At 31.6% G+C, this 22,257-nt stretch carries 24 protein-coding genes and 1 tRNA gene; 8 read left to right on the forward strand and 17 right to left on the reverse strand.

Annotated elements, in window-relative coordinates; translation table 11 throughout:
• Both QZ824_RS05605 and QZ824_RS05610 read left to right on the forward strand, forming a co-directional pair.
• Positions 1-711 (forward strand): glycosyltransferase (locus QZ824_RS05605; RefSeq protein ID WP_291275038.1); only part of this gene is annotated, 711 nt, incomplete at its 5' end.
• Positions 708-1,109, forward strand: a complete 402-nt coding sequence (locus QZ824_RS05610) for an FdtA/QdtA family cupin domain-containing protein (RefSeq protein WP_291275039.1) — start codon at positions 708-710, stop codon at positions 1,107-1,109. The genes QZ824_RS05605 and QZ824_RS05610, both read left to right, overlap by 4 nt.
• Here the strand turns inward: QZ824_RS05610 and QZ824_RS05615 are convergent.
• The 7 genes from QZ824_RS05615 to QZ824_RS05645 form a co-directional block, all read right to left on the reverse strand.
• Complete coding sequence (locus QZ824_RS05615) at positions 1,072-2,301, reverse strand: hypothetical protein (RefSeq protein ID WP_291275040.1); 1,230 nt, start codon at positions 2,299-2,301, stop codon at positions 1,072-1,074. The two genes, QZ824_RS05610 and QZ824_RS05615, sit on opposite strands and share 38 nt — an antisense overlap.
• Positions 2,298-3,437 carry a glycosyltransferase gene (locus QZ824_RS05620; protein ID WP_291275041.1) on the reverse strand — a complete coding sequence of 380 codons (1,140 nt, stop codon included), beginning with the start codon at positions 3,435-3,437 and terminating at the stop codon, positions 2,298-2,300. The genes QZ824_RS05615 and QZ824_RS05620 overlap by 4 nt, the downstream gene beginning before the upstream one ends.
• Entirely contained in the window at positions 3,437-4,372 is a 936-nt protein-coding gene (locus QZ824_RS05625; RefSeq protein ID WP_291275042.1) for a glycosyltransferase family 2 protein, read from the reverse strand. The genes QZ824_RS05620 and QZ824_RS05625 overlap by 1 nt, the downstream gene beginning before the upstream one ends.
• Before the next feature lie 15 nt (positions 4,373-4,387).
• Complete coding sequence (locus QZ824_RS05630) at positions 4,388-5,488, reverse strand: glycosyltransferase (RefSeq protein WP_291275043.1); 1,101 nt, start codon at positions 5,486-5,488, stop codon at positions 4,388-4,390.
• A gap of 64 nt (positions 5,489-5,552) precedes the next feature.
• Complete coding sequence (locus tag QZ824_RS05635; RefSeq protein WP_291275044.1) at positions 5,553-5,933, reverse strand: sulfite exporter TauE/SafE family protein; 381 nt, start codon at positions 5,931-5,933, stop codon at positions 5,553-5,555.
• Between the two features lie 12 nt (positions 5,934-5,945).
• Positions 5,946-6,833: a lytic transglycosylase domain-containing protein gene (locus tag QZ824_RS05640; RefSeq protein ID WP_291275060.1), complete on the reverse strand. Its 888-nt coding sequence runs from the start codon at positions 6,831-6,833 to the stop codon at positions 5,946-5,948.
• 59 nt (positions 6,834-6,892) lie between these two features.
• On the reverse strand, positions 6,893-7,555 hold the full coding sequence (locus QZ824_RS05645) for an alpha/beta hydrolase (protein ID WP_291275045.1): 663 nt from the start codon (positions 7,553-7,555) through the stop codon (positions 6,893-6,895).
• A gap of 215 nt (positions 7,556-7,770) precedes the next feature.
• On the opposite strand from QZ824_RS05645, the gene QZ824_RS05650 reads away from it, so the two are divergent.
• Positions 7,771-8,055 (forward strand): N-acetyltransferase, encoded by a 285-nt coding sequence (locus tag QZ824_RS05650; protein WP_291275046.1) that lies wholly within the window; start codon positions 7,771-7,773, stop codon positions 8,053-8,055.
• Positions 8,056-8,088: 33 nt separating this feature from the next.
• On the opposite strand, the gene mtaB is transcribed toward QZ824_RS05650, so the two are convergent.
• Entirely contained in the window at positions 8,089-9,417 is a 1,329-nt protein-coding gene (gene mtaB / locus QZ824_RS05655; protein WP_291275047.1) for a tRNA (N(6)-L-threonylcarbamoyladenosine(37)-C(2))-methylthiotransferase MtaB, read from the reverse strand.
• A gap of 374 nt (positions 9,418-9,791) precedes the next feature.
• On the opposite strand from mtaB, the gene QZ824_RS05660 reads away from it, so the two are divergent.
• On the forward strand, positions 9,792-10,043 hold the full coding sequence (locus QZ824_RS05660) for a type B 50S ribosomal protein L31 (protein ID WP_291275048.1): 252 nt from the start codon (positions 9,792-9,794) through the stop codon (positions 10,041-10,043).
• Positions 10,044-10,147: 104 nt separating this feature from the next.
• The gene (locus tag QZ824_RS05665) at positions 10,148-11,323 is read left to right on the forward strand and encodes a GlmU family protein (protein ID WP_291275049.1); all 1,176 of its coding nucleotides are present in this window, start codon (positions 10,148-10,150) and stop codon (positions 11,321-11,323) included.
• A gap of 80 nt (positions 11,324-11,403) precedes the next feature.
• Here the strand turns inward: QZ824_RS05665 and QZ824_RS05670 are convergent, their stop codons facing one another.
• From QZ824_RS05670 to QZ824_RS05680, 3 genes are read right to left on the reverse strand one after another with little or no spacing between them, the layout of a single operon-like run.
• Positions 11,404-11,868 (reverse strand): SRPBCC domain-containing protein, encoded by a 465-nt coding sequence (locus QZ824_RS05670; protein WP_291275050.1) that lies wholly within the window; start codon positions 11,866-11,868, stop codon positions 11,404-11,406.
• A complete protein-coding gene (locus QZ824_RS05675; RefSeq protein WP_291275051.1) occupies positions 11,858-12,319 on the reverse strand; it encodes an SRPBCC domain-containing protein in 462 nt (153 codons plus the stop codon). The genes QZ824_RS05670 and QZ824_RS05675 overlap by 11 nt, the downstream gene beginning before the upstream one ends.
• Positions 12,320-12,325: 6 nt before the next feature.
• Positions 12,326-13,882, reverse strand: coding sequence for a protein adenylyltransferase SelO (locus QZ824_RS05680; protein WP_291275052.1), 1,557 nt, complete (start codon positions 13,880-13,882; stop codon positions 12,326-12,328).
• Positions 13,883-13,983: 101 nt separating this feature from the next.
• Between QZ824_RS05680 and QZ824_RS05685 the strand changes: the two genes are divergently transcribed.
• Positions 13,984-15,468 (forward strand): aminotransferase class V-fold PLP-dependent enzyme, encoded by a 1,485-nt coding sequence (locus tag QZ824_RS05685; protein ID WP_291275053.1) that lies wholly within the window; start codon positions 13,984-13,986, stop codon positions 15,466-15,468.
• A 25-nt stretch (positions 15,469-15,493) separates the two neighbouring features.
• On the opposite strand, the gene QZ824_RS05690 is transcribed toward QZ824_RS05685, so the two are convergent.
• Positions 15,494-16,366 carry a lipid A biosynthesis acyltransferase gene (locus QZ824_RS05690; protein ID WP_291275054.1) on the reverse strand — a complete coding sequence of 291 codons (873 nt, stop codon included), beginning with the start codon at positions 16,364-16,366 and terminating at the stop codon, positions 15,494-15,496.
• A 75-nt stretch (positions 16,367-16,441) separates the two neighbouring features.
• Between QZ824_RS05690 and QZ824_RS05695 the strand changes: the two genes are divergently transcribed.
• Together QZ824_RS05695 and QZ824_RS05700 are read left to right on the forward strand one after the other, a co-directional pair.
• On the forward strand, positions 16,442-17,077 hold the full coding sequence (locus QZ824_RS05695) for a rhomboid family intramembrane serine protease (RefSeq protein WP_291275055.1): 636 nt from the start codon (positions 16,442-16,444) through the stop codon (positions 17,075-17,077).
• A gap of 51 nt (positions 17,078-17,128) precedes the next feature.
• A complete protein-coding gene (locus tag QZ824_RS05700; protein WP_366844274.1) occupies positions 17,129-17,824 on the forward strand; it encodes an SIMPL domain-containing protein in 696 nt (231 codons plus the stop codon).
• 100 nt (positions 17,825-17,924) lie between these two features.
• Here QZ824_RS05700 and QZ824_RS05705 read toward each other — a convergent pair.
• The 5 genes from QZ824_RS05705 to QZ824_RS05725 form a co-directional block, all read right to left on the reverse strand.
• Positions 17,925-18,008 (reverse strand) — tRNA-Tyr (locus QZ824_RS05705).
• Positions 18,009-18,160: 152 nt separating this feature from the next.
• Positions 18,161-19,291: a TlpA disulfide reductase family protein gene (locus QZ824_RS05710; RefSeq protein ID WP_291275056.1), complete on the reverse strand. Its 1,131-nt coding sequence runs from the start codon at positions 19,289-19,291 to the stop codon at positions 18,161-18,163.
• Between the two features lie 42 nt (positions 19,292-19,333).
• Entirely contained in the window at positions 19,334-20,740 is a 1,407-nt protein-coding gene (locus tag QZ824_RS05715) for an MBL fold metallo-hydrolase (protein WP_291275057.1), read from the reverse strand.
• Between the two features lie 30 nt (positions 20,741-20,770).
• Complete coding sequence (locus QZ824_RS05720; protein ID WP_291275058.1) at positions 20,771-21,403, reverse strand: Crp/Fnr family transcriptional regulator; 633 nt, start codon at positions 21,401-21,403, stop codon at positions 20,771-20,773.
• Positions 21,404-21,619: 216 nt separating this feature from the next.
• Positions 21,620-22,257 (reverse strand): erythromycin esterase family protein (locus QZ824_RS05725; RefSeq protein WP_291275059.1); only part of this gene is annotated, 638 nt, incomplete at its 5' end.

Raw genomic sequence — 22,257 nt, forward strand, 5'->3', positions numbered from 1 at the left:
AAATTATTGTATTATAATTGTTTGAAATTTATTTGTGTTGCGAAAAATATACAAATTAAAGTTTCTAAAGAATTTAAATTCAATAATTTACAAGTAATTTTAAATCCTATTGAAAATACAAAAATTAATCAATCCTTAGATGATAATATAGATCTAGATTTTGAATTCATTGTTGCTGCTGGTAGACTTCATGAAAGTAATGTTAAACAAATGGATGTTATAATTGAATTGTATGCTAAATCAATTTTGCCTTTAAAAAATATAAAACTTGTAATTTTAGGTAGTGGAGATTTAATACAAAAACTTCAAAATTTAGCTCAAAATTTAAATGTACAAGATTTTGTGATTTTTAAAGGTCATGTTTCTAATCCATTTCCCTATTTTAAGCAAGCTAAATTTTTAATTATGGCAAGTAAATTTGAGGGGTTTCCAATGGTGATTGTTGAATCTTTATATTGTAATTTACCAGTTGTTTCCTGGGATTTTAAATCAGGGCCAAATGAAATTATTGAAACAGGAATTAATGGAATATTAGTTGAAAACAAAAATGAAATCAAATTGATTGAAGCAATGAATAAAATGGTTACTGATTTTGATTTTTATAATGAATGTAAACTTGGAGCAAGAAAAAGTGTTGAAAAATTTGATATAGAAGAAATTGGAGCAATTTGGATGAAATTATTTGAAAAATTACAAAATAAAGGTGCATGATAATTAAATTAATTGATATTCCGAAAATAACCAATACTAAAGGAAATATTGGTGTTATAGAAAATGAAACAATTCCTTTTGATGTGAAACGGGTCTATTATTTATTTGATGTACCAAGTGGAGCCAAAAGAGGAGGACATGCGCATAAAAAATTAAAGCAGATCTTGATCCCTATTTCGGGCAGTTTTGATGTGGTGTTGAAAGATGGAAAAAAGAAAGAGGTTATAACACTAAATCGTCCAGATAAAGGTTTGTTAATTGAGAATAGCATTTGGCGCGAATTAGAAAATTTTTCATCCGGTGCCGTTTGTTTGGTATTAGCTTCTGAAGTATATGATGAGGAGGATTATATACGTAGTTTTAAGGAATATAAAGCCTTTGTCTCCAGTTCGTTATAATATTTGTTATTTGAAGTATAATCAGAGGATAAATAATGATATGAAAGCGATCTCCTTGATCTGTTGAAATAGCAGAAATTCCTATAATGTAAAGTATCATTAATGCAATAATAAGGTTTCCTTTTTTTATTTTTTTTAAATTGAAAAGAACTATTAGGGAAGAAATCAAACCGAATATGGTGAAAATACAATTTTGAATTTTACTTATAACTTTAAAAAGAAACTGGCTCAAATCAAAATAATTAGTTTTATTAATGTTTTTGCAACCATGAACCGAAGCACTTCCTTTTGTACTATTTATATATAAATTTGAAAAATAGGCTTTTATTAAGTTTACTTTGTTATTCCTTAATTGGTTTGAAATATCTTTTTGGGCTAAACTTTTCATTTCTTGATGTGAAAGTTTTGAGGTTTCCATCACTCGTTTGTTTTTACCTTGAATAAACACTTCATTATTTTTAAAGCAATCTGCTTTTGTTCCTAAATAATTGTAATAGGTAGAACTATCAATATAACTCAATGTAAAATTGCCATAGGTTAGTTTCATCCCAATTAGTTGAATCATAAAAAGTAAAAAACTGAAATATAAAGCAATTGAGTATCGACTTTTAGTTATTTTTAAAATGTCTTTATAGTAAAAAATAATACAAATCAGAACTATACCTAAATTTAATGGTTTAATTAGACATGCTAAAATAAGCACTGATAAGGCATAAATTAAATGTTTAATTTTTTTATTTTCTGAATAGTTAACTAAATAATAAACAGTTAATAGTATTGTAGAAGTGAAAATCGTTTCTGTTAGTAAATGAAAGATAATAAATATATTTCCAATGCAAATTGAAAATACAAGTGAGGCATAAAAGGCTATTTTTTTTGTAGTTATTGATAGGAGTGTTTTAAATAAAACATTGATAGTCGCAAACCAAAAAAGGATATTTAAAACTAGACTCCACAAGAAAATGGATTCAATATTTTTAGTAAATAGCAATGGAATTCCATAAATTAAACTATACAAAAAAGGTCTGTGATCGTCTAATTTTAAATCAAAATACAACTCTTTACAAGCTAAAATATAAGAAAAACTATCTGGAAATTTATAGGTTTGAATATTAAGTTGACATAAGAATGCGATGATTATAAAAATCAAAAGTGAAATCAAATTTAAAAAACATTGATATTTTCTACTCATTTTGAATATATGTCTACATATTTTTGAGCTATCATTTTTGAATCATGATACTTCTCTACAAATGTCTTAGCTTTTTGTCCAATTTCATCGATTTTTGCTCTGTTTTCTATTAAAAAGGATAATTTTTCAATCATGTAGTTTACATCTGGAAGGGCATTTATACAAATTTCATCTTCTTGTAAATTATAAAATTTTAGAAATTGAGTTTCTGCACCTGTAAACACTACTTTTCCTAACAACATGGCTTCTAATGCGTTATAACCTTGGTCAAATGAATAGACTTGATCTAGAACAATATCCGCTTTTTCAAAATACAATTGGTATTCTGAATAGGGTGTGTTTTGAGCTACTAGTATTTCAACTTCATTGGGATATTTCTTCTCTATGACTTCCAAAGCTTTTTGGAAAAAAGGAATCCCTTTTTTTATCGCATTACCAGAATTAATTCCTAATAGGATAGTGATTTTTGAATTTTTATCATTTGTCTTTCGACTTTCGACTATGTCAATAGGATAGGGGATGTAACCACAATACTTTGTATTTGTTTGCAATGCATCTATGTAATCAAAGTCAGTAGCAATAATTCCAGAACAATTGGAATAAATGAGTTGGGTTATTTTTTGAAATGAAGGTTGTATATAATCAAAATAATAATTATATATTTTTTTATATCGAGATGGGTGCTCCAGATAAGGCGTCATCACCGAATATTTTGGTTTTTTGCTCAACATATACTTGACTTGATACGAGTCTACTCCACAACTCAATAAAAAAATCTTATTATTTTGTTTGAATAACTTTTTAAGAAGAAAATATTCTAATCCAGTAGAAGTTTGTATAGGCCATTCGTTAATTAATTGCACCACATCATAATTCTTGAATTTTGATAAGTTCCACCAAAATCGGAGGCCGTGTTCTAACAGCGCTAAATCAAAGTTAAAAATGCGATACCAAAGTTGTCTAGGAATATTTCCTAATTTCGATTTAAAAAATGAGGCTTTAATGGATACATCAGCTGGAAAATCTTTAAAACCATCACCATTATTTACTAAAGTAACCTCGTGCCCTAATGCATTAAGACCTTTTTTTAAATTATTGTGTAAACCACTGAATTCTCCAACTAAAAGTATTTTCATTAATTGTAAGTTGAAATCTTGATGTTAAATTTAAGTAATAAAATTTTAATAGAATCAATTGTTAAAAGCATAAAAGTTGGTAGACTTAATAAAAACGCCTGTTTCCAATTCAAATTTTCTTTATGAATGGGTGAAATTACTTTTTTCCATCGTGAATCACCGCATTTTTTTAATCGTTTACCCAAAACATAGCGCTCAAAATCCAAATACCTTTTCAAATTGGGAAGATTTTTAGCCCAATCTTCATACAAATCAAAGTTAGGAATAGTTTTGTTTTTAATGCTGCTATTCGTTATTTGATTACTGGTTTGCATGAAATATATCATTTGCGGAGAATTCGAATAAGCCAATTTAAAATGATAATTGGCTCTGATGTTAAAATCTAAATCTTCAGAAAATTGGATGTCTTCATTATAAAGACCAATTTTTTCAAAAACCGATTTATGAAAACAAACACTACCATGACAATAAATCCCTTGTTTTAAATTAAGAGCAAAAAAATCAATATATCCCTTAAAATTGGGGGCTAAATTCTCCGAACCATTAAAAGGTGTTTTGAGCGTTGTTTCCCAAATTTCTTCATAATTGGTTGCAAAAATTTTGGCATCAGGAAATTCTTGAGTTAAGGTAAAGATATGTTCTAAAAAAGTAGGTTTCCAGACATCGTCAGCATCTAAATATGTAATGAAATTTGAAGTAGCATTTTTAATACCCGTATTTCGTGCAGCTGCCAATCCTTTATTTTTTTCATGATGAATTATCTTTACCTTTTCAGATAGAAATTCTTCTACAACAAAAATACTATCATCAGTTGAAGCATCGTTTACAACAAGGATTTCAAAATCAGTAAAAGTTTGATCCATAATACTTGTCAAAGCATTTCGAATATAACTTACTTTGTTGTACAATGGAACAATGACTGAAATGAAAGGCATCTTGAAATATGTTTTTTAAGCGTTGAGCATGTAGTCAAAAACAGCTGGCCAATTCTTTAATTCTGTTGAAGAATCAAAAGTAACAGAATTTCCAGAATAAACTATAGTTTGATCAACAAATTGAGTGATTAAATGAGCTAATTCTTTAGTTTTTGTTGTGTCAAAAAATGAAACTAAATCATAAGTTCCACATGCTTCTTTAGCATAAGGTAAATCTGCTAACAATAAAGGCTTGTTATAAGCTTTGGCTTCAGAAATGGGTAAGCCCCAAGTTTCAATTTTAGAAGGGAAAATTAAGGCATCCATACTATTGTACATTGCTAATAATTGTTTCCGATTTACCTTTGGATGAAAAACAACCGAAGTTAAATGACCATAAGTAGATTCTAAATATTGTGCATATTTAGACGGATTATCTTTGATTGTGGTGAAGTGAAATTGTACTTTATCCCTAACAAAATCAGGTAAAAGGGGAATAGCATTAAGAATCACTTCATGGTTTTTATAGCTCCTTGGGAAACTAGGATATAGAAAATGAATTTTTCCTGAATCAAAGGGATATTTTTCTTCGGTTAGTTGCTCAACAAATGGAGGAGGAGTGACTATAATATTAGACAATCCAAATCGTTTTTCAAATTCATCTTTAATCCAGTGTTGTTGCACAAAAACACAATGGTTTTTTTTGATATTAAATTGGAATAAATAATCATATAGCAAATGGAAAATACCAATTTTGATATCGAATTGCCAATCTTTCCATGTAGGTTTAAAAAAAGTAGTAGGATGATGGCAATACACAAATTGCTTTTTACTTACAACATTAGGGGTGGTATCATGCAATGAAAACCAAATGTCTGGTTGTAGTTCTTGGGATAGTTTTTTGAAATAAAAATACTCATAATACAACCTTTTGAACCAAGATTTTTTTGAATCAGGAAATTCTAAATATTGAATATGAGGAAATTCTAATCCTTTTTTTGATGGAACCAAAGCAATAAGTTCAAGTTCTGCAGGGTTACAATAAGTAGATAATTCTTTAAGTACATTGTGAAGAATGGTGAAAATTCCACCTTCAACCATATTGATACCTGAAATAATGATTCGTTTCTTTTTCAAAATGAGGATCTTTTAATACAAAAATAAAACTAAGTTAATAAAAAGGATCTAACATAGTAATCACTTATTTTTCTATTAACATTTTCCCAGCAATAATCAACAATACAATACCAAAGATTTTCTTTAACATTTTTTGATCCAAGTTGATGGCTAGTTTGCTGCCAAGAATACTTCCAATAACAAAGAAAACAGCAATAATCAGTGCAAATTTAACATTGATATGGCCTTCTTGATAATAATTATATACGGCCACTGCGGTTACTGGAACAGCCAGTACAGCCAAACTAGTTCCCTGCGCTTGATGTTGCGACATGCCAAAAAATAAAACCATTAAAGGAACCATAATGACACCACCTCCAACACCGACAAGGCCACTCAAAACGCCGGCTAAAATTCCAATAATAAGTAACGAAAGAACAGTTTGTAAGGTCATGGTTGTTTTCATGTTAAGTGGTTTTTACTTTTGATATCCCTCAATTGGAATATGTATCTCGTATGCTTTTTTAGTCGCATTTTCTAATTTTTTATCTCGAAGCCAAGGATTGTGCGTTTTTAAAATTTTATAATTAATTCCTTGTTTTAAAGCAAAATCAGCTAAATCTGTAATTGTACTATCAACGGTAATTTTTTTAACCATTACATTTTTATAAAGAGCTTGTTCAGGAATTAAATAACCGTATTTCTCAGGATTTTTCATAATTTCTTTTAACGCTAAAATGCGAAATACATAACGAGCCGTTTCTTCTGTTAGCCACAAATCATAATAATCGTTTGATTTTTGAAATTCAATTTGTTTCTGTAAACCACTCATACCTCCGTTGTAAGAAGCTGCAGCCATTGTCCAAGATCCAAACTTTTCTTTAGCACGTTTCAAATATTCACATGCCGCCTGAGTTGATTTTTCTAAATGATATCGTTCATCTACTTGCTCTCTAACTTCTAGTCCTTTTTCTTTGGCCGTTTCAGGCATAAATTGCCACACCCCTTTGGCTCCTGAAGGCGAAACAGCATTGACTAAACCACTTTCAATTACAGCTAAATACTTAAAATCATCCGGAACACCATTTTTGGCTAAAATAGGTTCAATAATTGGAAATACCCTATTGGCACGTTTAATTAATAAAGACGTAGTAGAATTCATATTGATGTTAATCGACATTTCTCTATCTAAACGCTCCTTTACATCGGTTAAACTAGTAGGTACTCGTTCTCCTGCAAAATCCATTTCTAATGGATAATCTTTATGGTATTTTGAATAAGCCACATTTTTGGTAGTAGAATATATCAAAGCACTACCAATTACAATTAATAAGGCTAATAAGCCTATTCTATTCATCACTTTCATAATCATAGTCAAATTTATGCGTTTCAAGTACAAAGTTAGGTAATAAATGTTACATAAATCTATTCTAAAATAAGTTGAGGTAAATGTTCATTAAACCATTTAAATTTAGTAATAATCATGATATGTGTGCCACCATGAAGGGTAATACAGTTTTTGATGTGTTTAATAGGAAAAACGATGTCATTATCACCGTGAATGTGAATAACACGTGAATCAGCAACAGTTCGATTCCAATGGAGAATATTCTTTATGGACCAATCTAAATATTGTGTTTGCTTCATGTATAAGTATTTGTTGTAGAGTTTAATTTGTTTAGCGATGACACTTTTTCCTTTTGCATAACGAGCTAAATAATTTATTTTTCCTAACCAACTCGTAGGTAGTAGTTTATAAAAATGGGTAGCCTTTGCAAAACGCATAGTAGCTGGTAACTCTTGATTGCTTTTAACGCTTGAAATAATAATTATCTTTTTTATTTTTACAAATGATGCCATTTCCTGAACCATTATTCCACCAAAGGAAACACCAACTAAAACTACCTCTACATTTTTTGGAATGGGAGCACACATTCTCTCAGCATAAGAAGCAATGGTATCATCAGGCTCAGGTAAAATCCAATCAATATAATGCACATCAAAGAGCGATTCAGGTAATTGAATATATTCAAAAATACGAGTACTAGCGGCTAAACCCGGAACAAAATAAACAGAAATCTTAGGCATTATGCTTTTCTAAATTTGTTTAAAATTATAACTTTATTTTTATACCATTAAATTATATCATCAAATTAACGTTAATTTGTTAATCTTTTTAGTAATTCAATGAATTTCTTTTAGTTGGGTATTGACTTGATTTAATTTTATCACTAATTTTGCAAAAATTTTCAACAAATAACAAAACATTTTTGAAATTGTTTACATAGAATACAAAATTACCCATGGCTACTATTAAAAACAACGAGTTATTACGACAGTTTGAAACTACTACGGATAACGGACTATTGACAATTGAGTATGCAGTACAAGAAAGAAAAATCTTTTTAACCAAGTTGTGTGCTGTAGAAAACGAAGCAGAAGAAAATGTAGATGATTTTATTAAAGATGTACTCGAAATTGCACAAGAGAAAAAATATAAAGTAGTACCTACTAATACTAAAATAGTAGCATTCTTTAGAAAAAACAAGTCTTATAAAGATTTACTACCTCCGGGAATTAAAATATAAAGGTATAAAAAAAGAAGCTCAAGGCTTCTTTTTTTATGCTTCAACTTCAACAAAAGCGATACGTACACTTCCGTCTTCGTCAATATGAGTTAAATTTACTTCGTGTAAGGTGTTAACCAACTCAGGATTCCAAGGAGTTTTTACTTTTACATAATTTTCTGTAAACCCATGAATGTAACCTTCTTTGTTTTCTCCTTCAAATAAAACGGTTCTTATCGTGCCTAACTGACTTTCGTAAAAAGCTCTTCTTTTTTTAACAGATAAACCTCTAAGCATTTTACTTCTCTTTGCGCGTACATTACTAGGTACTACGCCTTCCATTAAGATGGCTTCTGTATTATCGCGCTCTGAATAGGTAAATACATGTAAGTAAGAAATGTCTAAATCATGTAAAAATTGATAAGTGTCTAAGAAATGTTCGTCTGTTTCCCCAGGAAATCCAACAATCACATCTACACCAATACACGCATGAGGCATTACTTCACGAATTTTTGCTACACGTTCACTATACAATTCACGAAGATAACGACGCTTCATTTTCTTTAAAATATCATTACTTCCAGATTGTAATGGAATATGAAAATGTGGTACAAAAGTTCTACTTTGCGAAACGAATTCAATAGTTTCGTTTTTTAATAAATTGGGTTCAATAGAAGAAATACGTAAACGTTCAATACCTTCCACTTTATCCAACGCTTGAACTAATTCTAAGAAGGTATGCTCATGTTTTTTATTTCCAAATTCTCCTTTACCATAATCACCAATGTTGACTCCTGTTAAGACAATTTCTTTTATGTTTTGTTCTGAGATTTCTTTGGCATTTTTTAAAACATTTTCCATAGTATCACTTCTAGAGATACCTCGTGCAAGTGGAATAGTGCAATAGGTGCATTTGTAGTCACAACCATCCTGTACTTTTAAAAAGGCTCGTGTACGGTCGCCAATGGAGTAGCTGCCTACATAAAAATCGGCTTCATCAATCTCACATGAATGGACTTCTCCTTGTTCATTTTTAGATAAATCGTTAATGTAATCAGTAATTTTAAATTTTTCAGTGGCACCTAAAACTAAATCTACACCATCAACAGCCGCTAATTCTTCTGGTTTTAATTGTGCATAACACCCAACAGCCGCTACAAATGCTTTCTCATTTAATTTCATGGCTTTTTTTACCACTTGCTTAAATTGTTTATCTGCATTTTCAGTAACAGAACAGGTGTTTATTACATAAATATCGGCTACTTCTTCGAAATCTACACGTTCGAAGCCTTCATTTTGAAAATCTCTAGCAATAGTAGAGGTTTCAGAGAAGTTTAATTTGCATCCTAGGGTATAGAATGCGACTTTCTTTTTATTCTCCATAAGTAATTCTCAATTAATGAAATCGTTGTCAAAAAATTGAGAGGGCAAAAATACAGATTATGTGTCAATTAGGCAATTTGAAAGTGAGTTAATTTTCATTCAAATCAATTACTAAGTAATTTTACGTTTAAATTTTTTATAAATAGATGTTTATTGTTTAGACTTTTCTTTTTTGAAAGATAATTGGATAAAAAAAACTGGATATGCTCTAAAAAGTTTGATTTTATAGAATCAATACTTGTACATTCATAAAATAGTAGTATATTTGCACCTCAAATTAGAAAAAAGTATAACAAAAGGTTATAAGGCGTTTACACCTTTTACAGTATAAAAGCCGCGAAACGAGTTATAATCATAAATTAAAAAGATTTATCATGAAAAAAGGTATTCACCCAGAAAATTACAGATTAGTAGCATTCAAAGATATGTCAAACGATGACGTATTCATCACTAAATCAACAGTTGAAACTAAAGAAACAATCACAGTTGATGGTGTAGAATACCCAGTATTTAAAATGGAGATTTCTAGAACATCTCACCCATTCTATACAGGTAAATCTAAGTTGATCGATACAGCAGGTCGTATCGACAAATTCAAAAACAAGTACGCGAAATTCCAAAAATAATAGAATTTCCTATTCATACAGAAGCCTCGATTTTTTCGAGGCTTTTTTTATGTTTTCTACTTCAAATCCATTAACTTTGGCTCTTCACTTAGAAAAACAAAACCATGAATTATATTCTTTTTGATGGTAACGTACGTAATGCGTTGTTACCTTTTACTTTTACTAGACCGGTAGCTGATATTCGTGTGGGTATTTTAACCATTCGTGAAAAATGGGAAAAATATTTAGGCAATACAACAACTACAATTACCGAGGAATACTTATCTGAAAAATTCCCGATGGTAGAAATGGAAGAGAATGTGATTATCAATGCTTCTTTTTTACCAAATCAAGTTTTAGCTGAAATGGTGCGTAACTTGGAAGAAAACCAAGCCATTTTTTATGAAGATGAAGTAATTGCATTTTACACAAAAGAAGGGCAAGAGGTGGATTTTGAAACTTATGAGATTATAGAGTTTAATGACGAGTGTATTCGAATTGAGCATACTTGGGATATTTTCCAAAAAAATGATGCAGCCATTAGAGAAGATTTTGATTTACTAACAGAAGATCGTTTTTCTCAGCCTATTCCAAAATCAGTTAACGTTATTGCCCCTGAAAATATTTTTATTGAAGAAGGAGCTAAATTAGAATTTGTTACGCTTAATGCCTCAACAGGTCCTATTTATATAGGTAAAAATGCTGAAATTATGGAAGGTTCTGTGATTCGTGGCCCATTTGCTCTTGGTGAAGAAGCGCAAGTAAAATTAGCAACTAAAATTTATGGTGCTACAACTGTTGGTCCTCATTGTAGAGTGGGTGGAGAAGTCAATAACTCTGTGTTGTTTGCTTATTCTAACAAAGGGCATGATGGTTTTTTAGGTAATTCAGTTCTAGGGGAGTGGTGTAATATTGGTGCAGATAGTAACAACTCAAATTTAAAAAATAATTATGAGGAGGTAAAACTTTGGAGTTATGAATCAGAACGTTTTGAAAAGACTGGCCTTCAATTTTGTGGATTAATGATGGGAGATCATAGTAAGTGTGGAATTAATACTATGTTTAATACTGGAACAGTTGTGGGAGTGAGTACTAATATCTTTGGAAGTGGTTTCCCTAGAAATTTTGTACCGAGTTTTAGTTGGGGTGGTGCTACTGGATTTACCACTTATATTACTAAAAAAGCATTTGAAACAGCTAAAATAGTGATGAGTAGGAGACATGTAGATTTTACAGAAGAAGATGCTAAAATCTTAGAGCATATTTTTGAAGAAACAAAAAAATATAGAAATGAAGCTTAAGAGTAAGTTTTAAAGAATTACAATTATAAAAGCTATTCAACAAAAAACCATTAAAATTATACTTAATGGTTTTTTTTATTCTAAGCGCGTTCCGCTATTTTTTTAACTATTTCTAATCCTCTAGGAAAATGCTCGACAAAATAGTCTATATATTGTTCTAGAGTATCAATAGTAACTAACAAGGTGCAAAAAGTATTTTTGGGAATAATGCGATAGGATTCCTCGGCTTCAGTCCACAATAAACTATGCTCGTCTAACGGTTGTTCTTCATAGTTTTTTAATTCGCCAATGTGACAAAAAGCGATGTATTCATTTTCAATTTTTTCAACAATATCTGCATACATACCTTCTCCATTAGGGGCAATAAAATGAATTCGACTTCCTAAATTAAAATCTGATTCATAATAAGTGCCTTCGCAAAAGGCGTGACACCATGTAGAATAATTATTAGGATCCCACAAGGCATTCCATATTTGTTTAGGATGTGCCTTTATGTCAATTTCAAAATGAAGTTTTTCCAAATGCATGACTAAATTATTGCTCACAATAGTTTTTGAAATTATGAAGAATGGCTTGCCAACCTTCTCGTTGAAGGTCGTGAGAATGTAGTTCTTCAGGTTCAAAGCTTTCGATTACTTTTACAGCATCTTCTTCAACCTCAAAGCTAATATTAACTTTTCTACCGTCTTCTAAACGATATACTATTAGTTGTTCTTCTTTAATTTGAAGAAAGGTACCTTTTAAATCAAATTGTGTATTTTCATTTTTGGCGGCCATTGTATAATTGAAATTACCTTGCTCTTTAAAGTTGGATTCGGCTCTTGGACAATGCCAATCTTGAGAAGCAAAGTTCCAATGTAGGACATGCTCAGGTTTTGTAAAACATTCCCAAACATGGGCTAAAGAGGCATTAATTGTTGTTTGAACGGTGATCATAATTTGTAAATTAATAGTATCAAATATACATTTTTTATTCAAAATTTCTTCTCTTTTCACTGTGATTTAAGAACTGCAACTTAACATGGAGCATCCTACTTTAGTTCGAGCCCAATCTGGTCTTTTGGCAAACCATTTTTCAAATTCGGGTTGCTCTTCATAAGGTCTTTTCAAAACTTGGTACAGTTCGTTTATTAAATCATAATTTCCTTGATTGGCTTCATCAATGGCTAATTGCGCCATATAATTGCGTAAGACATATTTAGGATTGACTTGATTCATCTGTTGTTTACGGAGAGCATCTGTCGTTGATTCTTCTTGTAATCGTGCTAAATATTGTTCCAACCATATTATCCAACGTGTTTTAGTTAATTCCTTAATTTCGCTCAATTGATAAAAAGCAAATGTTAATCGATCCAAAGCTTCTTCAGCAGTGATAGTAACAGAAATAGTAGCTAGTAAACGAAAAAAAATGGTCATATCTGTTTCTGATTGTTCTAAATTATCTAATAAAGAATAAATTAATTTTTGATCTTCTGCTTTAGTAATTTGTAGTCCTAATTTACCTCGCATCATCTTTAAATATTGAGATTCATATTGCGTAGCAAACGAGTTTAAAACGGCTTCCAAAGGTTCTGTTGCTTCTATTAAAGGGTATAAGGAATTAGCCAATTGGTATAAATTCCATAACATAATATCGGGTTGATTACCAAAACGATAGCGACGATTTTCGCGGTCAGTAGTATTGGGTGTCCAGTCAGTATGATAGTCCTCTAACCAGCCATAAGGGCCATAGTCAATAGTAATGCCATGTACCGACATATTATCAGTGTTCATGACGCCATGTACAAAACCTACACGTTGCCAATGAAGAACTAAGGCTAAACTACTATCAACTACTTGTTGTAAAAAATCAATATATTTTTGTTTTCCAGAACTAGTAATGTTAGGAAAATAATGAGTAATAGTATAGTCAGCTAATTGTTGAAGATGTTCAAGATCTCCTTGAGAAGCAAAGAGTTCAAAATGACCAAAACGAATAAAACTTGGAGCCACTCGGCAAACAATGGCTCCTTTTTCTAAAGCAGGATTTCCGTTATATAACATATCTCTAACCACGTCATCTCCGGATAAAAATAAAGCTAACGAGCGCGTAGTAGGAACACCTAAATGAAACATAGCTTCACTACATAAATGCTCTCGAATAGAAGACCGCAATACGGCAAAACCATCCCCTCTTCTAGAATAGGGAGTTGGTCCAGCACCTTTAAGTTGAACAGACCATTGGTTTAATTCGCCTAAATTAATAGCACGGCCATCTCCTAATTGACCAGCCCAATTACCAAATTGATGCCCAGCATAATTCATCGCAAAAGGTTTGGAATTAGTTCCTGTTTTCTGACCTGAAAATAGAGCTACAAAATCGGAAGATAACAGATAGTCGGCAGACAATCCAAGTAATTCGGCTACTTCTTCACTGTAGTGAATTAGTTGAGGTTGGGAAGGGATTTTAGGACTTACATAAGAAAAATGAGCAGCAGGAACTAGACGAACATAATTGTTTGAAATAGAGTCAGCTACAAGCTGATCAGTAAATTGATTTTGAAAAATAGGTGTTTTCATAGCAGTGAATACATAACTCCAAAATTACTAATAAAAAATGGAATAAAAAGTTGAAAAGGAAAATACCAAAATTAGTATCTTTGGTCCCAAATTTTCAAACCATGTCTGAGACAGCTACCCCAACACAACTAGAACATTATTTTGATACGTTTCGTAAGGATATCATAGGAATCAATCAAACATTTGAATCTCCCTTTGGTAAACAAAAAATTATTTACACCGATTGGACAGCCAGTGGACGTTTGTATAGACCTATTGAGGAAAAACTGATGAATGAGTTTGGTCCTTTTGTGGCTAATACACATACGGAGACATCGGTTACTGGTACCGCTATGACTATGGCTTATCATGAAGCGCGTCATATTATCAAAAAGCATGTAAATGCGAATGAAAATGATGTGTTAATTACAGATGGAACGGGGATGACTGGAGTCGTGAATAAACTACAACGAATTCTTGGTTTACGTGTATCTGAAAATTTAAAAGCTTTTACTTCCATTCCAGAAGAAGTAAAACCTATCGTATTTATTTCGCATATGGAACATCATTCTAATCAAACGTCTTGGTTAGAAACTATTGCCGATGTAATTGTGATTCCAGCTACTGAGGACGGTTTGTTTTGCTTAGAAAATTTTAAAAAGTTAGTAAAACAATACGAACATAGAAGTTTTAAAATTGCTTCAATAACTTCTTGTTCTAATGTAACAGGTATTCAAACGCCTTATCACGAAGTAGCTAAAATCATGCATCAGCATGGAGGAGTTTGTTTTGTAGATTTTGCTTGCTCTGGTCCTTATGTCACTATTGATATGCATCCAGAAGATCCGGAGGCTTATTTAGATGCTATCTTTTTTTCACCGCATAAATTTTTAGGAGGTCCAGGTACTTCAGGAGTGTTACTTTTCAATAAAAACTTATATAAGAATAACGTACCAGATTGTCCTGGTGGTGGAACTGTTAGTTGGACCAATCCATGGGGCGAACATAAATACATTGATAATATTGAGGAAAGAGAAGATGGAGGTACGCCAGGTTTTTTACAAGTGATTAAAACCGCTTTAGCTATTCAATTGAAAGAGAAAATGGATGTGCAAAAAATATTGGAGCGTGAGCATGAAATCGTAGCTTATATTTTTGAGCGTTTAGGAGCTATTTCTAATATTACTATTTTAGCAGGTCAACATCAAAATCGTTTAGGAGTAATTTCTTTTTATATTGATGATTTGCACTATAATTTAGGGGTAAAATTATTAAATGATAAATTTGGAATTCAAACGCGTGGTGGTTGCAGTTGTGCAGGAACGTATGGGCACTATTTGTTACATGTAGATCAAGAAACATCAAATGAAATTACATGTAGCATTACTTCTGGAGATTTAGAAAGAAAGCCTGGATGGATTCGAATGTCTATTCACCCTACAACTACTTCAGCAGAAATTCAATATGTTTGTGATGCTATTATTGAACTGGCAGAGAACTTTACCAGTTGGGCAAGTGATTATGAATACAACCCTAAAACTAATGAATTCTCATATAAAGGAGCGACTATTAGTATAAAAAATCAGGTGCTTGCTTGGTTTCACTAAAAAAGAATAGCTTGTCTTTGACAAGCTATTCTTTTTTGTGTTTCCAGCGTTTATGTGTCCAAAGGTAATATTCTGGAGCAGCATAGATTTGTTGTTCCACTGTCCGTATAAATTTTCTAGAAACTTCAAATTCGGGTTCGTTTTGAATAGCGTCAGTTAAAGGAATAAATGTAGCCAAGTAATGCCCCCTTTTTACTTTTTCAATTTTCATATATAATACATTCAAGTCTAATTTACGGGCTAACATTTCTCCTCCCGTGTGAATAGGAACGGTATAGCCCATAAAATGATCCCATAATTGAGCTTTGTTAGGTTTCGGATTTTGATCGCTAATAAAGCCATAAACTCCTTGAATCCCTTTTTCTTCATTCTCTATAACTTCTTTAATAGCGTGTTTGGTATCAATTAAGACGGCATCAAATCGAGAGCGAATTTTATTAACTAAATTATCAAAATAAGGATTTTGAATTTTTTTGTAAATACCAAAACCTTTAATATTAATATGAGTACCTAAAGCAGTGGACCATTCATAACTAGCATAATGAGCATAGAATAAGATAATGCTTTTTTTCTTTTGCTCATATTCATGGAATAAATCCATATTAGTGAACTGAAATCGTTTCTGCAATTCTTTTTTAGATATGGTTAATGATTTAATCATCTCTAAAAATAAGTCACACATATGGCTGTAAAATCTTCGTTCAATTTGTCTACGTTCCGTTTCAGATAAATGGGGCAAAGTTAGTGCAAGATTGGATCGAACCGTTTTCTTTCTGTAACCAATGAGGCGATACACAATAAAACAAATAACATCCGAAAATAAATAGAAGAGAGGAAAAGGCAATATAGAAATCAGCCATAAAATAGGATATACTAAAATATAGAGTAAAAACTGCATGTAACTATTTTTTACAAATATACTATTTTGAATTAGTATAATAAATAGTACCTTTAGCATAATTAACGATATATTATGATTCCAATTACCTATTTCATTATTGGTGCCACTGTTCTAGTGAGTCTAAAAGGGTTCAACGATCCCTATTTTTTTGAAAAATACAAGTTTAATGTTGGTGCAGTTAAACAAGGTCAACAATTCCGTTTATTCACCTCAGGGTTTTTACATGCCGATTTTTTTCATCTTTTCTTTAATATGTTTTCATTTTGGAGTTTTGCTCCTATTTTATTAGCTAATTTTGATAACAGAAATATTTTTCTTATTTATTTTGGAAGTATGGTGTTAGGCAGTCTTTTTATGTATTATTTCCATAAAGAGGAGCCTTATTATTCTGCTATTGGTGCTTCTGGAGCGGTTTCTGGTATAATTTACAGTGCAGTAATCATGGAGCCTAATATTCAAATGTTGGTCTTTTTTATTCCTATGCCTGGCTATGTCTTTGCGGTTCTTTACTTAGCATATTCGATTTTCGGAATGAAAGGAAGATTTGATAATATTGGGCATACCGCACACTTTGGTGGCGCATTAGGAGGATTGGTATTGACCTTAGCTTTAAAACCTGAATTACTAAGTCAAAATCCAATTTTCATAATCATAATGGCTATTCCAGTCTTAGTGCTATTCCTATTAGTTAAATTAAAAAAAATATAATTGGCACACTTCTTGTTTGCTAGTTAACATAAGAAAAAACAAAAGAAATATATGATGAGAAAAGCCATTTTAATTTTAACGATGATGACCACTTGGATATCGCTGAGCCAAGAACAAAGCAAAACGATTCCTCAAATTGCAATTAGTGGTGAGGGTAAAGTAAAAGTTACTCCAGATATAGCTGTCATAACACTTGGGGTTCAAAATAGTGGTAAAGAAGCTAAAGAAGTAAAAACACAAAATGATGTAGTTGTTGATAAAGTGTTGAAATACATTAAAAAGTTCAATATTTCTGCTTCAGATTATCAAACTACACAAATGAGTTTACATAAGAATTATGATTATGAAAAAAAGAAATACTCTTATGAAGCTAATCAAACAATTACTGTTACGTTGAAAGACCTTTCAAAATATGATCTTTTAATGATGGATGTAATGGAAACGGGAATCAATAAAATAGATGGAGTGGAGTTCAAATCTTCAAAAATAGAACAATATGAAACAGAGGCTCGTAAAAAAGCGATGTTAAATGCTAAAAAGAAAGCCGAGGACTATTTATCTGTTTTACCTGGACAAAAGATAGGTAAAGCTATTTTAATTTCTGATAATTCATCGACTTATTATCCAAGACCAGTTTTTTATGCAAAGGGTGTTGTAATGAACGAAACAAGAGATGAGAGAGAAACATTAGCAGTGGGTGAAATTGAAGTGATCAGCAATGTAAACGTGAGCTTTGTATTAGAATAATAATGACCCAAAGGATAAAAAAAGCATCAAATAAAAAGGATGCTTTTTTTTTGCTATATAACCAAATAAAAAAAAGCACTTCAAAAGAAGTGCTTTAGTTTGGTGGGGAGAGCAGGATTCGAACCTGCGAAGGTTTCCCAGCAGATTTACAGTCTGCCCTCGTTGGCCGCTTGAGTATCTCCCCAGCCCTGATTAGCGGTTGCAAATATAGGGTAGATTTTTAAAGTTCCAAAGGTTTTTTCAGGTATTTTTATAAATATTTTCTAAACTATTGATAATGAAGAATAAAAAAATCTCCTCGTAGGGAGATTTTTTTTTAAATGGAGTTTAGAAGGATTATTTTACCCCTAAAAGTTCTTTTACTTTAGCTTTTAATTCCTCACCTCTTAAATCTTTGGCTACAATTACTCCTTTTTCATCTAGAATAAAAGTAGTAGGAATTTGTTCTACATTGTATAATGTAGCAATAGGATCTTTCCAACCTTTTAAGTTAGATACTTGAGTCCAAGTTAATTGATCTTTTGCAATAGCTTCTTTCCATTTCGATGCATCTTCATCTAGAGAAACGCCAATAATATTTAACCCTTTAGCGTGTAATTCAGCATACAAAGCCACTACATTTGGATTTTCTTTTCTACATGGACCACACCAAGAAGCCCAAAAATCAATAATAGTTACTTTACCTAGTGATTCTTTAAGAGAAACTATTTTTCCATCAGGTGTTTTTGCTTTAAAATCTGGAGCTGATTTATCGCTAGTCTTTTTTTTCTTACTCGCATTCATTTTAATCATGTCACTGATGCTTTTGGCATTTCTAGTTTTTTGTAGATTTGTATCTAAACCGTCAATTACTTTTTTAGCTTCATCATCAGTCATTTTTCCTTTAAAATAAAGATTTTCTGTTAGTAAAATAGAAACAAAGGTATTCGGATTAGCTTTAATGAATTTCAATGATCGTGTATTCATTTCCTCCTGAAGTTTCATGAATTGTTCAACTACGGCTTGACCTTTAGCCTTTTCTTCGTCATTACTAGGAGCTTTGCTTAAAATAGCAGCATTTTCTTCATTAATCTTTTTCGCTTTTTCAAAAATATCTTTGTTAGCTTGATTGTATTGGTTATACAAATCATTATTAGGTGTTCCTTCAATTTTAGTATTTTCTAATTTTTTAGTATCGATTGTTACTTCAATAGTTCCTTTTTCTAAAATGAAAAAAGGTAAATAACCTATATTTTGTTTGTCAAATGAAACTTGTGCAATTTCAGGTAGTTCACTTTTACCATTAAACTCAAATTTACCGTCTTTAACTTCAGAGGTATCAATTGGTTGGGGACCACCCATTTCGTTTTGCGTGTATAAAATAACTTTGGTACCATCATTTATACCTGTAACTGATCCGTTGATTTCATACTTGTTACAAGAAAATAAAAGTAGGGCAATAAAGGATAATAAAATTGTTTTTTTCATTGTTATGATTTAATAATTTGAATAAAAGACAAAAATAGGTATTTATAATTGGCTAGGACAAACAAAAGCGGTTAATTTAACATTCGTTTTTCTGATACCAGCCATTCCTTCCGCTACATTTATCATATTGTGGTACCCTCTAGCCTTTAGAATAGAGGATAGAATAACCGAGCGATAACCACCCGCACAATGTATATAAAAACTCGTTTCTTTAGGAACTTCTTGGTACAACTCATTAATAAAATCTAATGGAATATTTTGAGCTCCCTCTATATGTTCGGCTTGGTATTCACCAGGTCTCCTAGCATCAATTACAGGCTTGTTAGTATAATCTTGTGCAAAAGTGGCTGGACTAACTGTTTCAATGGCATCTGTTTCAAATCCGGCTTTTTTCCATGCTTCAATACCACCATCTAAAATTCCCAAAGTATGATCAAACCCAACGCGAGATAAACGGATTAAAGTTTCTTCTTCTTTTCCCTCTGGCGTAATCAATAAAAGAGGTTGTTGCACATCACGAATTAAAGCACCCACCCAAGGCGCAAATTGACCTTGCAAACCAATAAAAATAGAGGATGGAATATGCTCTTTTACAAAATCATTTTCATGACGCACGTCTAAGACTATAGCCTGCGTTTGTTGTGCCAAAGCTTTAAAATCTGTTGGGCTCAATTTCACATTTCCTTTTTTGAGTACACTTTCTAAACTAGCATAGCCTTTTATATTTAGCAACACATTTTGAGGAAAATAGGCAGGAGGTGGAGTCAATCCGTCAAGTAATTCTTTAATAAATTCCTCCTTAGTCATATCGGCACGAAGTGCATAATTTACTTTTTTCTGGTTACCTAAGGTATCGGTAGTTTCTTTACTCATGTTTTTGCCACAAGCACTTCCAGCACCATGATTGGGATAAACAATTAAATTGTCTGATAGGGGCATAATTTTCGTGCGTAGCGAATCGTATAAGTAACCCGCTAAAACTTCTTCTGTTAAATCGCCAACTAATTTTTGAGCCAAATCGGGTCTTCCCACATCACCAATAAATAAGGTATCTCCAGTGATAATTCCATGAGGGTTTCCGTTTTCATCTATCAATAAATAACAAGTACTTTCTAAGGTATGACCCGGTGTATGTAAAGCTTTAATGGTGTAATTTCCGATTTTAAATTCTTGACCATCTGTAGCGATGATTGCTTCAAAATCAGGTTTTGCTGTAGGACCATAAACAATTGAAGCTCCCGTTTTTTGTGCCAAATCTAAATGTCCTGAAACAAAATCAGCATGGAAATGGGTTTCAAAAATATATTTTATTTGAGCTCCATCAGCCGTTGCACGATCTATATAAGGGCCAACTTCTCTTAATGGGTCAAAAATGGCTGCTTCACCATTGTTTTCTATATAATAAGCTGCATGAGCAATGCAACCTGTGTATATTTGTTCTACTTTCATCTTTTTCTTTTAGCAAAATTAATGTTAATATTAAAAATCTAAAACTTCAATTTTGTTTCGATGAAGTTTGATTTTACCTTTTAATTCTAATCCTTTTAATAAACGCGAAACAACCACACGAGAAGTATGCATTTCTGAAGCAATTTCTTGATGTGTATTCGTGATTTCTGTAGTGCCTAGTACTTTTACTTTGTCAGACAAATATTTGAAAATGCGTTCGTCTAAATTTTTAAAAGCTAGAGCGTCTATGGCTTCAAGCATTTCGTTTAATCGAATATTATAACTTTCAAAAACAAAATTACGCCATGTTTTATATTTAGTTAGCCATTCTTCCATTTTTTCAACAGGAATCATAAGCATTTCACCATCGGTTTCAGCTACGGCTCTAATTTTACTTTTGTGTTGTCCCATACAACAAGTCAATGTCATGGCACAAGTATCTCCACGCTCTAAAAAATACAACAAAAACTCATCTCCATTTTCATCTTCTCTCAAAATTTTGATAGCTCCATGTAACAACAAAGGCATAGTTTTGATGTAATCTCCAATTTCAATCAAATAGTCTTCGGCTTTAAATTTTTTGTATTGCGAAAGCTGGACGATTTCATCCAACAAGGCTTCTTCAAAAATATAGCCATAAGCTTGCTCTAAAATTTCGCGCATCGTAATTATTTTTTTTGTAAAGATACTTTTTTATTCTCTTAAAAAAATGTTACCAAAGTTACAAAGGGCAAAAAATAGAAAAACTTTAGAAAGCACCGCCCTCAAATAGGATTTAATTTTTGGAGCAGTGCAAAAAAGGTTGAAATCTATATTTTTTGTAGCTTATTTTAAAAAAAGGAGGTTGTGTTACAGCTAGCGCTGTTGTATGCTGTATTTTTAATCTTTTGGTATTGCAATTTCGTTTTCTTTTATATAAAGTAAACCATCAAAAACCTGTAACCACTTTCCTTTTTGATTGTAATGCCCTAGCATTATGCTATTAAATGTTTCATTACGCTTTTCTGGATTGCTTCTGTAAATTTCATTAAAATCAATAAATCCAAAACTGAATTTTCGTTTGTCTAATTCAAATTCTAATGATTCTTGAGGTGCTATAATTTTAGTTTCTTCAATGCTGGCAATATTAAAAGGCATTTTTGAAAAACCTTTAGAAGATGTGGTTGCAATACTGTAAACCTTATCCATATATTTGTTCTTAACATGTTCACCGAAAACCGTAAATTTAGAATACATATTCGGGTCACCATCTGCATAAGTAACTTCTCTTAGGTTTGTTGCCCCATGAAAGTTGGCAAGCCAGACAATAATTTTAGCATTTGGATTTCTTTCTTTGAAGTAGATTAAATTCCTAGCCATTTGATGATCTCTGATTTTTACTCGGTAAGCTTCTTCTTCGTTATCATTTGCAAAAGTTTTGGGACTTAAGTTCAAATCTACATAAGTAATCAGGTTATCAAGCATTTGCACAAAAAAATTATCATTGAAAAAAATAGTTTCGTTAGTTTCTATTATTT

The sequence above is a fragment of the Flavobacterium sp. genome, from assembly GCF_021151785.1.
Taxonomy (GTDB): domain Bacteria; phylum Bacteroidota; class Bacteroidia; order Flavobacteriales; family Flavobacteriaceae; genus Flavobacterium.